Source organism: Bradyrhizobium sp. STM 3843 (assembly GCF_000239815.1).
Taxonomy (GTDB): Bacteria; Pseudomonadota; Alphaproteobacteria; order Rhizobiales; family Xanthobacteraceae; genus Bradyrhizobium.
The window spans coordinates 1-13,937 of record NZ_CAFK01000311.1; the positions used below are offsets into that span (position 1 = coordinate 1).

General features: G+C 62.5%; 17 protein-coding genes and 1 pseudogene. 4 read left to right on the top strand and 14 right to left on the bottom strand.

Annotation, left to right across the window (positions count from 1 at the left end):
* The 3 genes from nifS to BRAS3843_RS33315 form a co-directional block, all read right to left on the bottom strand.
* The coding region (gene nifS, locus BRAS3843_RS33305; RefSeq protein WP_063710331.1) for a cysteine desulfurase NifS at positions 1 to 1,214 on the bottom strand (1,214 nt) is incomplete at its 3' end.
* 9 nt (positions 1,215 to 1,223) lie between these two features.
* Positions 1,224 to 1,514, bottom strand: a complete 291-nt coding sequence (locus BRAS3843_RS33310; RefSeq protein WP_008973627.1) for a NifU family protein — start codon at positions 1,512 to 1,514, stop codon at positions 1,224 to 1,226.
* Between the two features lie 46 nt (positions 1,515 to 1,560).
* Positions 1,561 to 1,881 (bottom strand): iron-sulfur cluster assembly accessory protein, encoded by a 321-nt coding sequence (locus BRAS3843_RS33315; protein WP_008973628.1) that lies wholly within the window; start codon positions 1,879 to 1,881, stop codon positions 1,561 to 1,563.
* A gap of 333 nt (positions 1,882 to 2,214) precedes the next feature.
* On the opposite strand from BRAS3843_RS33315, the gene BRAS3843_RS33320 reads away from it, so the two are divergent.
* Positions 2,215 to 2,823: a hypothetical protein gene (locus BRAS3843_RS33320; protein WP_008973629.1), complete on the top strand. Its 609-nt coding sequence runs from the start codon at positions 2,215 to 2,217 to the stop codon at positions 2,821 to 2,823.
* Positions 2,824 to 3,047: 224 nt separating this feature from the next.
* Here the strand turns inward: BRAS3843_RS33320 and BRAS3843_RS33325 are convergent, their stop codons facing one another.
* Complete coding sequence (locus BRAS3843_RS33325; RefSeq protein ID WP_008973630.1) at positions 3,048 to 3,461, bottom strand: Rieske 2Fe-2S domain-containing protein; 414 nt, start codon at positions 3,459 to 3,461, stop codon at positions 3,048 to 3,050.
* Between the two features lie 195 nt (positions 3,462 to 3,656).
* Here BRAS3843_RS33325 and BRAS3843_RS33330 point away from each other — a divergent pair, with 195 nt between their 5' ends.
* From BRAS3843_RS33330 to BRAS3843_RS33340, 3 genes are all read left to right on the top strand, one after another.
* On the top strand, positions 3,657 to 4,115 hold the full coding sequence (locus tag BRAS3843_RS33330) for a hypothetical protein (RefSeq protein WP_008973631.1): 459 nt from the start codon (positions 3,657 to 3,659) through the stop codon (positions 4,113 to 4,115).
* Between the two features lie 61 nt (positions 4,116 to 4,176).
* Complete coding sequence (locus tag BRAS3843_RS33335) at positions 4,177 to 5,031, top strand: sulfurtransferase (protein WP_008973632.1); 855 nt, start codon at positions 4,177 to 4,179, stop codon at positions 5,029 to 5,031.
* A 28-nt stretch (positions 5,032 to 5,059) separates the two neighbouring features.
* A complete protein-coding gene (locus tag BRAS3843_RS33340) occupies positions 5,060 to 5,377 on the top strand; it encodes a hypothetical protein (RefSeq protein ID WP_008973633.1) in 318 nt (105 codons plus the stop codon).
* 214 nt (positions 5,378 to 5,591) lie between these two features.
* Here the strand turns inward: BRAS3843_RS33340 and hspQ are convergent, their stop codons facing one another.
* The 10 genes and pseudogenes from hspQ to nifH form a co-directional block, all read right to left on the bottom strand.
* A complete protein-coding gene (gene hspQ / locus BRAS3843_RS33345; RefSeq protein ID WP_008973634.1) occupies positions 5,592 to 5,918 on the bottom strand; it encodes a heat shock protein HspQ in 327 nt (108 codons plus the stop codon).
* A gap of 17 nt (positions 5,919 to 5,935) precedes the next feature.
* Positions 5,936 to 6,223 carry a ferredoxin III, nif-specific gene (fdxB, locus tag BRAS3843_RS33350; protein WP_008973635.1) on the bottom strand — a complete coding sequence of 96 codons (288 nt, stop codon included), beginning with the start codon at positions 6,221 to 6,223 and terminating at the stop codon, positions 5,936 to 5,938.
* 24 nt (positions 6,224 to 6,247) lie between these two features.
* Positions 6,248 to 6,448, bottom strand: a complete 201-nt coding sequence (locus tag BRAS3843_RS33355) for a CCE_0567 family metalloprotein (RefSeq protein ID WP_006609662.1) — start codon at positions 6,446 to 6,448, stop codon at positions 6,248 to 6,250.
* An 18-nt stretch (positions 6,449 to 6,466) separates the two neighbouring features.
* Positions 6,467 to 6,937, bottom strand: a complete 471-nt coding sequence (locus BRAS3843_RS33360) for a NifX-associated nitrogen fixation protein (protein ID WP_008973636.1) — start codon at positions 6,935 to 6,937, stop codon at positions 6,467 to 6,469.
* A 9-nt stretch (positions 6,938 to 6,946) separates the two neighbouring features.
* Positions 6,947 to 7,342 carry a nitrogen fixation protein NifX gene (nifX, locus tag BRAS3843_RS33365; protein ID WP_008973637.1) on the bottom strand — a complete coding sequence of 132 codons (396 nt, stop codon included), beginning with the start codon at positions 7,340 to 7,342 and terminating at the stop codon, positions 6,947 to 6,949.
* A 30-nt stretch (positions 7,343 to 7,372) separates the two neighbouring features.
* Complete coding sequence (gene nifN / locus BRAS3843_RS33370; protein WP_008973638.1) at positions 7,373 to 8,782, bottom strand: nitrogenase iron-molybdenum cofactor biosynthesis protein NifN; 1,410 nt, start codon at positions 8,780 to 8,782, stop codon at positions 7,373 to 7,375.
* Positions 8,783 to 8,791: 9 nt separating this feature from the next.
* Entirely contained in the window at positions 8,792 to 10,465 is a 1,674-nt protein-coding gene (nifE, locus tag BRAS3843_RS33375; RefSeq protein WP_008973639.1) for a nitrogenase iron-molybdenum cofactor biosynthesis protein NifE, read from the bottom strand.
* 130 nt (positions 10,466 to 10,595) lie between these two features.
* Positions 10,596 to 12,155 carry a nitrogenase molybdenum-iron protein subunit beta gene (gene nifK, locus BRAS3843_RS33380; RefSeq protein ID WP_008973640.1) on the bottom strand — a complete coding sequence of 520 codons (1,560 nt, stop codon included), beginning with the start codon at positions 12,153 to 12,155 and terminating at the stop codon, positions 10,596 to 10,598.
* Positions 12,156 to 12,240: 85 nt separating this feature from the next.
* Complete coding sequence (gene nifD / locus BRAS3843_RS33385; protein WP_008973641.1) at positions 12,241 to 13,743, bottom strand: nitrogenase molybdenum-iron protein alpha chain; 1,503 nt, start codon at positions 13,741 to 13,743, stop codon at positions 12,241 to 12,243.
* A gap of 75 nt (positions 13,744 to 13,818) precedes the next feature.
* Positions 13,819 to 13,937, bottom strand: a pseudogene (nifH, locus tag BRAS3843_RS42410) (nitrogenase reductase); the annotation flags it as partial.

Sequence of the window (13,937 nt, forward strand, 5' to 3'; positions counted from 1 at the left end):
CATTGGGTAAGCTCCGTGGGTCGTAGTGTTTCCGCCGATTGCGAGGATCGATGCTGCAGCCAGGAGGGCGACGTCTCACGCAGCCTGCCGACGATCTCGGGCAGCACCTGCAGCACGCGCTCGACGTCGTCGATCGTATTGTCGCGCGACAATGAAAAACGGACCGCGCCGCGCAACAGGGCGGGAGGCACGTTCATCGCGCGCAGCACATGCGAGGGCTCCATCGAGCCAGACGCGCAGGCCGACCCGAGCGAGGCGGCGATACCGGCCTGATTCAGGCGCATCACGATCGGCTCGCCCTCGAGATGCTGAAAGGCAATGTTGGACGTATTCGGCAGCCGGTGATCGAGATCGCCGAGCACGGCGCAATGGCCGATCGTCTCGATGATGCCCTGCTCCAGATGGTCGCGCAGCGCGCGGACGCGGCTCTGCTCGTCGGCAAGATGGACTGCGGCAAGCTCGGCCGCCTTGCCGAGCCCGACGATCCCCGTGACATTCTCGGTGCCGCCACGACGGCGCCGCTCCTGCGGGCCGCCCCGCACCAGCGGCGCGAACGGCGTGCCCTTCCGTACGTACAGGGCGCCGATGCCCTTGGGCCCGTGCAGCTTGTGGCCGGACAACGACAGCATGTCGACGCCGATCGCCTTGAGATCGATCGGCAGCTTACCGACCGCCTGCACCGCGTCGGTGTGAAACAGCACACCACACGCATGCGCGAGCCGGGCGAGTTCGGCGATCGGAAACAGCGTGCCGGTCTCGTTGTTGGCCCACATCACGGAGGCGATCGCGGTGCGAGGGCCGAGAGCTTGTTTGTAGGCCTCCTGGTCGAGGCAGCCGGCAGCATCGACTCCGATCAGATGCACCTTTATGCCGCGCCGGTCGCGCAGATATTCGACGAGCGATAGGATGGCCGGATGCTCCACCGCCGTGGTGACGACTTCGTCGCGCTCGCTCTGGGTCTCCAGCGCCGACAGGATCGCCGCATTGTCGGATTCCGTCCCACCCGAGGTGAAGACGATCTCGTGGTCGAACGCGGCCCCCAGCAGGGCCTGCAGGCTCTTGCGCGCAGCCCGCAGCGCGCCTGCCACCTCGTTGCCGAAGGCATGCGAGGACGAGGCATTGCCGAACTGGTCCGAGAAGAACGGCAACATCGCCGCGACGACCGCAGGATCGGCGCGCGTCGTGGCGTTGTTGTCGAGATAGACCGGACGCACGACCGCTCCTTAATGCCGCGCCTTCGCTGGGCCGGCCACCGGAACGAGACGAACGAATTCGCCGAGCTTCTCGATCATCCGCGCCTGGATGCCTTCCAAGGTCGCGCTGGCGAGCTTGCAGAAGATGCAGGCGCCGGCAAGCTTCACCATGACCTTGTTGCCGTCGATCTCGACCAGCTCGCAGTCGCCGCCGTCACGCTTCAGGTTGGGGCGGACCTCCTCGATGACAGCGCGGATGATGCGTTCGCGCTCGCTCATCGGCGCCGGCGCTTCGGTAATGCCCTGGGATTCGACCAGCATGATTTCATTTCTCTCGATGATGATTCAGGATCAGGCGAACGACTTGTTAAGCAAACGACTTGCCGCAGCCGCAGCTCGACTTTGCGTTGGGATTGTCGAAGGTGAAGCCGGAGCCTTCCAGCGCGACCACGAAATCGATCGTGGTGCCCTCGAGATATTCGAGGCTCTTGTGATCGACGAGCACGCGCACGCCTTCGCGCTCGATCACGGTATCCTCGGGCTCGGTGCCACTGACGAGGCCCATATTGTATTTCAGCCCGGCGCAGCCGCCCGCTTCCACCATGATCCGCAAGCCGTCGACCGGCTTGTCCGAGGTGGAGATCGCGTTACGCACCGCACTGATTGCGCTGTCGGTCAGATTGATCATCATCATTGCTGAGCCCTCGTTGCTTTCGGCCGTTGCTGAAGGGTTTGGCAAGTCTCGTGCCATGCAGCAATTATTTGATCTGCCTCAATTTTTAAGGCTCAGCGGCTGTGGCGTTTCCGACGCGTGTCGGGTTTCCGACACGGCGGGTTCATGCCGGCCGGCCCGGCCAGGATCGGGCTGTTCGGCACAAACCCGACAAAGCCGCGCCGGAAACAGCGAAAGCTCAAGCAAATCAGCACGCAATGAACGACGGCAGACAATTTGCATCGTCTTGGCTCGACCGCGCCGTACGGCGAGACGGCTCATGACATCAGGACATGCGAGGGATTGTTGATGACGACGATGGAAAAGACGGTCGCGATCGAGGCCACGGCGCTGGCGCGCCTCGACGCTGAAGGACGACTCCTCAACGCGGTGCTGAAAGGACCGACGACGAAACCCGGCCGGTTCGGCTTCCGCGGCGATATTGCGTTGAAATTCCAGGCCCAGGTCGCCGACGAGAAGCGGCCGCCGGACTTTTCCGTCGAACAGGTCCTGACCGTGGTGCAGGACGGCGAGAGCACCATTCCCGTGCTCGCCGGCTATATTCATTCACTTGCCTATCTCGAGACTGCCGCTGAGGTTTTGAGCGGCCTGCTGCGTCCCGAGGGCAGCTACTTCATGTTCTGCAACAACATCGATCTCCTGGCGAAATACCGCATCAAGATGGGCGACATCACCTTCTATGTGCTGCCCTGCGATGAATCCACGGTGTGGAAGGAGATGCTCGATCTGCTGTCGATCGACAAGAACGACATCAAGAAACTCGATACCGCCGGTAAGCTTGATTATGTGCTGGACGCCGCGAAAGGGTTTAGCGAGCCCTACGATCTCGTCGCCTACGCCGACGCGCTGGCCAAGATGGAGCCGGTCAAGAACCGCAACGAGAACCGCCCGGTGTAAGCCGGGCGCATCGCGCGAGAACATCGTTTCCATGAAATCGGCTGTCGAGTATGGATTTAGGTCTCGCCATCTCCAACAGTCTCATGCTCCGCGGAGGCGGAGCATCCAGTACTCCGCGGCAGAAGAGATCGAACAGAGACGTCACGGCGTACTGGATCGTCCGCCTTCGCGGACGATGACAGCTGGGGCTGCATCGATATGACCGGGACTTTAGAAACGGACGTCTAGTTTTCCTCGCGCTCCTCGTCGGGGAGGACCTCATCGTCCTCGACGAGGGTCACGCCGGTGACGCAGATGTCGTCGTCCAGCAAAGCCAGCGTCACCGGCGTCAGGCTGTCACCCTTGCAGGGCCCATCGACGCACGCGCCGGTGCCGATCTCGAACAACGATCCATGTTTGCCGCACATGATGCGCAGGCCGTTCGGATCGAGGAACTGATTGCGCTCCCAATCGAGATTGACCTTGTCGTGCGGGCATTGGTTGACGTAACCGAACACCTGCTTGCCCCAGCGAACGACGATGATCGGCCACGGCCGCTTGGTGCCGTCCTCGTCGACGATCATCAGATTGAAACCCATGGCGCGTCGGCTCGGAATGTCGTTGATGCTGCAGATCGCGTAGGCGATGCTTGTCGTCATGTCGGCCCTCGTCTTTCGGAGTACTCCCGACATCGGCCGACGCTGACCTCGCGCCGTCCAACCGGGCCACCTACCATCGACATTGCAAGATTCGCGCAACTCGAGGCCCGGGACCGGTCCGCCTTCGCGCCCGCGGCAAACTGGCACAAAACTTGAAAAATTTTGATCTCAACACCGTTGTGTAAGGAGATCGACATGAACGTCGCGCTGGATTTCGTCGAAAGCTCGCTGGATGACATCAAGGCCGCCTTGGATGGTGGGACGTTGGCCGTCTATTCGGTCGCGCGTCCGATCACAGCCGACAAAGCGGTCGATCGCAGCGGCGTGCTCGCTACCTTCACCTTCGGCTCACCCGCGTTCGGCCCGGCCAAAGACGGACTGGAGCAGCCCAATTTCGTCGCCGCCTCCGTCCCCGCTTCGACCGTCGGCACACCCGGCTTTGCCCGCGCCCGCAAGGCCGACGGCAGCACGGTGGCGGACTTCTCTGCCGGCCCGGGCGATCGCGAGATCAAGTTCACGGAGGTGTCGTGCTCGCCGGGCGCACCGGTGACGGTGGCAAGCTTCAAGATCATCGCCGAGGGGGGCTGGCCGGAGCGGCCGGAATATTACGACACGCATCCGCGGCCCGGCTTCCCGATGCCGAAAACGCTCTGAACAGAGCTCGGCAAGCCACGCTGTCCGCCCTCCCTGTCATGTTCTCGACACGAGCCACCCCATGAGCACCGAAGCCTGTGACGCCCTGGTCAGCACGGAATGGCTGGCAGCGCATCTGACGGATCCCGAGGTCAAGATTCTCGACTGCACCTGGCATCATCCAAGCACCAATCTCGACGGCCGCACGCAATATCGCGGCCGGCATCTGCCGGGCTCGGTGCATTTCGACATCGACCAGGTCGCGGACAAATCGACCGCACTGCCGCATATGCTGCCTTCTTCCGAGGACTTCGCGCACAAGGTCGGGCTGCTCGGCATCGGCAATTCGCACCGTGTGGTCGTCTACGATCGGCTCTATGGCGGAGCCGCGGCGGCGCGGGTGTGGTGGATGTTCCGCGTGTTCGGCCACGACAATATCGCGATGCTCGACGGTGGCTTCGGCAAATGGACCAAGGAGAAGCTGCCGGCAGAAATGACGCCGGTGCGCCCCGCGCCTGATAGCTTCAAGGCAAGCTTCAACGGCCATCTGGTCGCGACGCTCGACGATGTCAGAGCGAAGCTGCAGAGCGGCGCCGCGCAGCTGATCGATGCGCGCGGCCCCGGCAAGTTTGACGGCAGCCAGGCCGATGTCTTCGCCTTCCGCCGGCAGGGGCACATTCCGGGCGCGATCAATCTGCCCTGGGCCGACCTGGTCGACGCGGACACCGGTGTGCTGCTCGGGCCCGATGCGCTTGCAGCGCGTTTCGCGGCAGCTGGGATCGATTTGAAGAAGCCCATCGTAACGAGCTGCGCTTCCGGCATCACGTCGTGCATGGTGGCGCTGGCGCTTTACCGGATCGGCGTTCCGACCGCGGCCGTCTATGATGGCTCATGGGCGGAATGGAGCTTGACGGACGAAACGCCGGCGGCGGCGTAACGAGCACACCACGACGGGAGCAGCACACATGGCAAGGACCCTGGTCAAGACCACCGAAGACGGCCGCAAGCTCGAGGTGGTCGGGCTCGCGATCTGCCTCGATGGCGAGCTCGAAGCCTTCGAACTGGTCGAGGTCAAAATGCATCCGAACCGGCGCAAGATCTGGCAGGCGGCACCTGATGCGACCCACATGGCCGGACGCGTCACCTTGACCAAGGACCAGGCCGAGATCGTCAACAAGGCGTTCGACGCCGCGCAGGCGGAAATCCTGACCAATCCCACGGCCATCAACGAGCGTTTCCGGATCGCGGCGATGTGGAAGGCACGCGAACAGGGGATTGAGTAGGCTACATCAGCTATCCGGCCTCATGGTTCGCCCGGCGATGCGTCAGCATCGTCCGGACAGCGCAAGCGGCGCTCCTCGCCATGAGGTGCAAGATCTCGTCCAAGATTGAACCCTCGTCCTGAGCAGCCCGCCTGAGGCGGACGTCTCGAAGGACGGCGGCATACGAACTACCGCTACAGCGACCGCTCTGCCCGCGCTGCGAGGTCCAAACGTTTTATTGAAATATCCGGCCGCGATAACGGTAGCCGCCCTGATCATCCATATCGAACAGCTCCCCGATGTCAGGATGCCGCACGGGATCGCCGGAGACGTCCTCCACCAGGTTCTGCTCTGGAACGTAGGCGATATAGCTGTTCTCGCCGCATTCGGCGAGCAGGTAGTAGAACGGCTGGTCCTTCGCGAGGCGCGCGTCCATGGTGATCGCGCGCCATCCCTCGTCGTTCGAGAATGAGGGATCGACATCGAACACCACGCCGCGCAGATCGTAGACGCGGTGTCGCGCCACCTGCCCGATCGTGAATTTGGCTTCCATGGTGTTCATGTCAGCACTCGATGGTATCAGGGCGCCGGCGTATGGGTCTGGCAGTTGGTCGGACAGACGCGGGCGCAAGCGCCACAGCCGATGCAGGCGCCGGTGTCGTTCATGACCATGATCTTCTTCTCGACCTCGTCGTCCTCATCATCGTCGAACTCGACGTACTCGCCCTCGTCGTTGATTCCCTTCAGGGTCATGACCTCGCGGCCGCAGACCTTGTAGCAGCGGCCGCAACCGATGCATTTGTGGGCATCGATCGCGACCAGATAGTCCGGCTGCCAGTCGCGGCCGTCGCGGGTTGCATTCGACATGACAGTCGGTCCTTTCGCTCGGCTCTAGGCGGCCTCGAGCTTCTTCAGCTCGGCCCGCTTCTTCTCCAGCTCGGCAAACGCCTCATGTGCCTTCTGCGCCGTCGGCAGGATCTGGTCCCAGTTGATGGGCAGCTCCTCCGACAGATCGTGCAGGTTCATCTTGGCATCCATGGCGCGGGCCGACAGCTTCTTGATCTCGGCCTTCAGGGTGTCCAGGTCGCTCATCTCGTCTCCTCGCCGTTCTCAGTAGTTTGCGACGTCCTTGAACTTCTCGATCATCTCGACGCCGGACTTGACGAACTTGTCGCCTTCGTCGGCGAGCTTGCCGAGATTGTCGAAACCGAAGCGATGCACGTCGCGCAGTTGCTTGTTGACCACGATCAGCCGGCCGCCGATCAAGACCATGCGGCCAAAGCCCTCGTGATGCATCTTCAGCATCGGCGAGATCATCACGCCGGTCGCCCTCTCGATCGAGAGCGCGACGGCGTTGTAGAACAGCTCCAGCCGCCAGATCGTCTCGGGATCGGGATCGCCGACGATCGGCAGCGCCCGCCGCTTCTCCTTATCGAGGAGGTAGGGCTCGAGCAGATCCATGTCGCTCTTGCCTTCCCAGGCGCCGTGCGTGTCCTGAGCCCGCCAGATCTTGATGAGCTCCTTGACGAAGGGCCGCTCCTGGTCGGGCACGGCTTCGACTACGACCGCAGTATCAGACATGATTGATCCTCATTCCTCGAAATCGAGCGCGCGCTCCTGGCCCTTGGCCAGCGCCTTGCGCAGCCACGGCGGCGGGGTTCCTTTCAGCACGTCCTGCAGCTTGTCGAGCAAACCCGTGATCTCTTCGGGCTGGTTGACCTTCATCGGGTGGATGTTGTTAGCCACGACGCGCGCGGCACCGGAGCCGCCGATCGCGGCGACATAGAGGATGGCGCAGTCCTTGATCGCATCGATCTTGGGCGCGAGCTTGTCCTCGTTGCCGTCTTCCTTCAGGTCGCCGTCGAACTCGACCGCCTCGACGAAGCGATGACCTTCGGGATTCACATCGTAGATCGCGATGTTCTTGGCCCAGCCGAAATGCGCATCGACCCTCTTCAAGTCCTGCGTTGCGAATGCCACTTTCATGCAAGCGTCCTTTCTTTCGAACTTAGGCGATCAGTGCAGCGGCGCCACGACCGCGGCCTCCAGCGGCGCGCCGGTCGTCTCGCGCAATGAATCCTGCCAGCCGTCCCGCCACGTATCCGGGGTCGGCTGGCGATTGTCTTCGCGATCGGCGATTACGAGATTGGCCAAGGTGAAGATCAGGTCGCGCGTGCCGCGATAACCAATCGACATCAGGTGCCCGGCGCCGAGCCGATCGAACATCGGGAAACCAATGCGATAGAAAGGGATGTTCAGGCGCGATGCCGCCTGGCGGCCGTGCGAATGCGTCATCATCAGATCGCAGCCGCGCTCCTTGGCCAGGTTCTCGAGATCCTCGAGATCACCGATCAGCACCTCCTCGCACGGCATGCGCTCGAGCACCGGCGACTGCGTCGTGGTCACGGCGACGCTCAGCTTGGCGCCCATCTCCTGCAGCATGCTGGCGACATCGAACAGCAGGTCCGGCTCGGCGCCGACCGCAAGCTTGCGGCCGCCAATGTGGAAATGTGCATCCAGCATCGCATCCGCCAGCTGGCCGCGCTGGCGGCGATATTTCGCCGGCACCGGACGCCCTGAGATCTCGCTTAGGAACATCATGAACTCGTCGTTCGGCAACAGCCCGCACAGACGCTCGAACAGGCGGTACGGCACGCTGGTCTTGGCCTGCATGGCTTCTGCGGCGCGCTTCATCTGGGCGCCGATCGCGATGGTCCAGGCGGCCCGGCCCATGGTCGCGATCTCCTCAAGCCCGATGCCGCCGATCGTGGTCGGCACGAACTCGTCGGGGATGTGGCCGTCGAGCGAGCCGCCGAGATCGGGCAGGAAGGAGGGCTCGAGGCCGAAATCCTCGATGATGGTGCGAAGCTCCTCGATATCGCCGGGCGTCAGATGACAGCCCGGCAGCACGTTGACGCGCGCCGGATCGCGCCGAGTCGAAGTCGGCTTGTCGACGAGCACCTCGACCATCTTGGCGACCGTCTTGTCCCAGCCGTCCTGGAACGCATCCTTGAAGTCGGGTGTGGAGACATAGACCAGTGGATAGTCGGCGAGCTGCGGATGCTTCTCGCGGATCAGCTTGATATAGCCGTCGACGTCATCGCCCTTGGTCTCGGTGACGCCCGTCGAGCAGATGCCGATGATCTCCGGCTTCTGCCGCTTATGGATGTTGAGGATCGCCTGCTCGACATTCTCATAGCCGCCAAGCACGGTCGCGACCTCGCTCATCGCAGTGGTCTGCATCGGCACCGCTTCCTTGAAGTGGCGCACGAACAGGGTCAGCCCGAACGAGGTACAGCCCTGCGAGCCGTGCAGCAGCGGCATCGCCCCGCGCAGCCCGAGAAAGGCGAAGGCACCGCCGATCGGCTGGCTCATCTTGAGCGGATTGACCGCGCAGGCTTTTTTTCCAGTGATGACCTTGGCCATGCGCCTGCCCTACTCGGCCGCCTGCAGCAGGTTCGCCGGCGCGTTCGTCTGGGCCAGGACGTCCTCAACCCGGACCGCGCAGGCGCCGCAGCCGCCCGACGCATTGGTATGCTGCCTGACGCCGGCGACGTCGGTCAGGCCATGGGCCTTGATCGCATCCTCGATGGTGCCGAGATCGACCGATTTGCAGAAGCAGATCTTCTTGGCACGGCGTGCGGCTTCGGCGGCGACCGGATCGGCCGCGAGCACGGCCGCTTCAGCCTCGGCCTGCGCGATCGCCTTTGCCTGCCAATTGCTGTTTGCTTTCTCCCATGGAGCCCGCTTGCGCAACTGCTCCCACATCGGGTTGTAGATCGCCTTGTCGATCTCCTCGACCAGCTTCACCATGCCAATATAGCCCATATAGGCATGCGAGCGCTCCTGGTTGATGTCGAGCCAGGGCATCGCCGCCTTCAGCGCCACGAATTGCGACTTGCCGCCGGAGAGCATGATGTCGGCCTTGGCGTCCTTCAGCATCTTGTACATCTCGCGGGGCGCCATATCGTCGATCATGTGCGCGTCCTGGCCCATCAGCTCCTTGATGCGCTCCTTGTCCTCCTTGGTGGACTTCTTGACTGACGTGCCGACCAGCTCCATGCCGGCCTCCTGCAGCGCTGCGACCACCGACCACGACTTGACGCCACCCGTGATCAACAGGACCTTCTTCCCGGTGAGCCGCTTCTTGAACGGCTCGATCGCAGCCCATGCCTTGGCCTCCTCGCGGGCAATCACGGCCTCGGTCCGCTCCAGCAGATCGGGCGGCGCGCCGCGCTCGACCAAGAGCCGCGCGATCTCGCGCAGCGAGTCCGAGGAGTCCTGGATGCCGTAGAACGAGCCTTCGAAGAAGGGGATGCCGTAGCGCTCCTCCATCTTGCGGGCCACGTTGATCATGGCCTTGGAGCAGACCATCATCGCCGCACGCGCGCGATGCGAGGACGCGACTTCGTTGTAGCGGCCGTCGCCGGAAATGCAGGCCGAGATGCGGATGCCGAGTTCGTCGAACAGCGGCTTCACCTGCCAGAGCTCGCCGGAGAGATTGTATTCGCCGATGATGTTGAGATCGTAGGGCGTGGTGAATTCCGGCTCGACCGTGCCGATCACGTGCTCCAGCAGCGCTTCGCCGGCGAGCTTGTTGCCGAGGTTCTTCGGGCCGACGAAGCCTGGCGAATTGACGGGGATGCAGGGCTTGCCGAACTTGGCCGAAGCCGCCTTGCAGACGGCGTTGATGTCGTCACCGGTCATCGCGGGCACGCAGGTCTGATAGACGAAAACCGCCGGTGGATCGTATTTCTCGATGATTTCCTTGATCGCCTTGTAAAGGCGTTTCTCGCCGCCGAACACCACGTCGGTCTCGTTGATGTCGGTGGTGAAGCCGGTGCGCCAGATCGAGGGTCCGGACGAGGCCGCACCGCGATTGTCCCAGGAATTGCCCTCGCAGGCGATCGGGCCGTGAACCAGGTGAGCAACGTCAGTCAAAGGCTGCAGCGCGATCTTGGCGCCGTCGAAGGCGCAGCCACCGGCCGCACCACCCGGCTGCAACTGCTTGGTGCAGCCCTTCTTGCGCTCCGCTTCGGACTTGTTGGCGTTCTTGCCGCACCCCGGCTCGTTGAAGACGTCCTGAATGGTGGCCGAAAGCGAGCTCATTGGCTTCTCCTGTTGACGGACCGTTTGCGCCTTTCGAGCACGGCTCAGACAGCTGTTGTCTTCCCCAAAGAGCCCTGCCCTCGTCAGAGCCGAAGCGCGGCGGCCGTTGGCCACCGCGCTCCGTCGCGTCTTAACGGATGATGTCGAAGCTGTAGTCCGACTTGGCCGGCACGTTGGTGTTGCGGTCGATCTCGTCGAAGATCTTGTCGAGGATCGTGACCAGCACGTTCAGGCCGCCCTGATAGCCCCACACCGGGTAGCGGTGCTTGTGGTGGCGATCGAAGATCGGGAAGCCGATGCGGATCAGAGGCGTGCCGGTGTCGCGCTCCAGATATTTGCCGTAGGTGTTGCCGATCAGGAAATCGACTGGCTCGGTGAACAGCAGCGAGCGCATGTGCCAGAGATCCTTGCCCGGATACACGTGGCAGTTCTTGCCGAACGGCGACGCGTCAAACACCTCCTGCACCTTTTCAGCCCACTGCTTGCTGCCATTGGTGGCAAGCACATGGGTCGGCTCGGCGCCGAGCTCGAGCAGGAACGAGGCGAGCCCGAGGCAGAGGTCCGGATCGCCATAGATGGCGAACTTCTTGCCATGGATATGCGCGCTGGAGTCGGCGATCGCATCGACCAGGCGGCCACGCTCGAGCGCCAGCTCCTCCGGGATCTCCTTGCCGGTGATGCGCGACAGCGCCATGATGAAGGCATCAGTGCCTGTCACGCCGACCGGATGGTTGAACGCAACCACTTCCTGGCCGTGATTGCCGATCACGGGCAGCGTCTTCTCGGTGCAATATTGCTGCATCGAGATGGTGGCCTTGGCGTGGATCGCGTTGGCGGCGTCTTCGAGCGTAGTGCCGCCGGCATACATGCGGAACTCGCCGTCGGTCGGGGTGTCGAACACATTCTCGTTGTCACCGAGGATCGTGTAGTCGATCCCCATCATCTTGAAGATGCGCTTGATCTCCCGGAGGTTGCCGACGGTGTAGCCGTCGAAGCCGCCGATGAAGTTGATCTTCTCGTTGGGTTGGCGCTCCAGCTTCGGCGCGGTGCCGGCCTTGCCATCCCAGAAGTGCTCGATGATGCCCTTGAGCGCGTTGTCGTAGCCGGTGATATGGCTGCCGACGAAGGCGGGCGTATGGGCAAACGGCACGTCGTACTCGGCCGGAACCGAGCCCTTCTCCTTCGAGGTCTTGATGAATGCGTTCAGGTCGTCGCCGATCACTTCCGCCATGCAGGTGGTGGAGACCGCGATCATCTTCGGCTTGTACATGTTGTAGGTATTGGCAAGTCCGTCGATCATGTTGTTGAGGCCGCCGAACACGGCCGCGTCCTCGGTCATCGACGACGACACGCAGGAGCTCGGCTCCTTGAAGTGGCGCGATAGATGGCTGCGATAATACGCGACGCAGCCCTGCGAGCCATGGACGAACGGCATCGTGCCCTCGAAGCCGACCGCGACGAACACGGCGCCGAGTGGCTGACAGGCCTTGGCCGGATTGACGGTCAGCGCCTCACGGGCGAAATTCTTTTCGCGATATTCGGGCGTCTTGGCCCATTCGCGCACGCGCTCCACCTCGGCGGGATCGCGCGGATTCTCGAACATCTTCTTCTTGTTGGCCAGCATCTGCTGGTATTCGGGACCACGGAAAAGCTCGAAGTGATCGAGCACATGTTCGGCACTTTGTGTCATAGGACAACCCTCTCAATTTCCTGTGTCGATCGGGAGCACCGGCCCTCCGCCGAAGGAGGGCCGAGCCGTGGAGCTTAGTTTGCGGTTACTCGGCGGCCTGCAGGAACGGCTTCGGTGCCTGCTTCCAGGGAGCCTTGGCCATTTTCCAGATCGGCGAGTTGATGGCCATGTCCATGTCGCGCGCGAAGATCGCGAACCCGTCATAGCCGTGATAGGGACCGGAGTAGTCCCAGGAGTGCATCTGGCGGAACGGCACGCCCATCTTTTGGAACACGTACTTTTCCTTGATGCCCGAGCCGACCAGATCCGGCTGGATCTTCTCGACGAACTTCTCGAACTCGTAGCCGGTCACGTCGTCATAGATCAGCGTGCCGTCCTTGACGTAATGCTGGGCCGTGCGCTGATAGTCGTCATTGTGGCCGAACTCGTAGCCGGTGCCGACCACCTCCATGCCGAGGTCCTCATAGGCGCCGATCACGTGGCGCGGGCGCAGACCGCCGACGAACAGCATGACGGTCTTGCCTTCGAGGCGCGGCCGGTACTTGGCGATCACGGCGTCCATCAGCGGCTGGTACTTGGCGATGACGCGCTCGGCACCTTCCTTGATCTTGTCGTCGAAATAGCTCGCGATCTTGCGCAACGATTCCGCGATCTTGCTCGGCCCGAAGAAGTTGTACTCGCACCACGGAATACCGTACTTCTCTTCCATGTGACGCGAGATGTAATTCATCGAGCGGTAGCAGTGCAGCACGTTGAGCTTTGCCTTCGGCGTCGCTTCGAGCTCGGCGAGCGAGCCGTCGCCCGACCATTGGGCGATCACGCGCAGGCCCATCTCCTCAAGCAGGATGCGCGACGACCAGGCATCGCCGCCGATGTTGTAATCGCCGATGATCGCGACGTCATAGGGCGTGGACTCGAAGCGCGCCGGCGTGTCCGGGTTGATCTTGTCGAACACCCAGTCGCGGATCGCGTCGTTGGCGATGTGGTGGCCGAGCGACTGGGACACACCACGGAAGCCTTCGCAGCGGACCGGCACGATGGTCTTGCCATCATATTCCTTCGACTTGGTCTTGGAGACCGCCTCGATGTCGTCGCCGATCAGGCCGATCGGGCATTCCGACTGAACGGTGATGCCGTTGTTCAGCGGGAACAACTCCTGGATCTCGTCCATGATCTTGGCGAGCTTCTTGTCGCCGCCGAAGACGATGTCCTTCTCCTGGAAGTCGGAAGTGAACTGCATGGTCACGAAGGTGTCGATACCGGTCGTGCCGATGTAGTAGTTGCGGCGTGCCGCCCAGGAGTACTGGCCACAGCCGACCGGACCGTGGCTGATGTGGATCATGTCCTTGATCGGACCCCATACCACGCCCTTCGAGCCTGCATAGGCGCAGCCGCGGATGGTCATGACACCCGGGATCGACTTGATGTTCGACTTGACACCACAGTCGGACTTACCGGACTCATGCACGTTGAGGTGCTTGGCACGACGCTTTGCGGTCTTTTCCGGATAGACCTGCAGAACCTCTGCAATCAGTTCCTTGTTGCGTGCCTTAATCTCGGCAACGCTTTGTTTCTCGGTGACGCTCATCTGGCTTTCCTCGATGATACGATTTGCGGACATCCATCCGGCCCTCTCGCGAAGGGCCGGATGGCCGGTTTGGATTTAAGCCGTCGCGGCGAGATCGGCGGCAGTCTTTCCGATCTGGCTCTCGTCGACCGCCTTCATGATGCCGTGCTCCATGAGCATGTCTTCGAGCTCGTCCATCGTGATCGGGGTCGGGA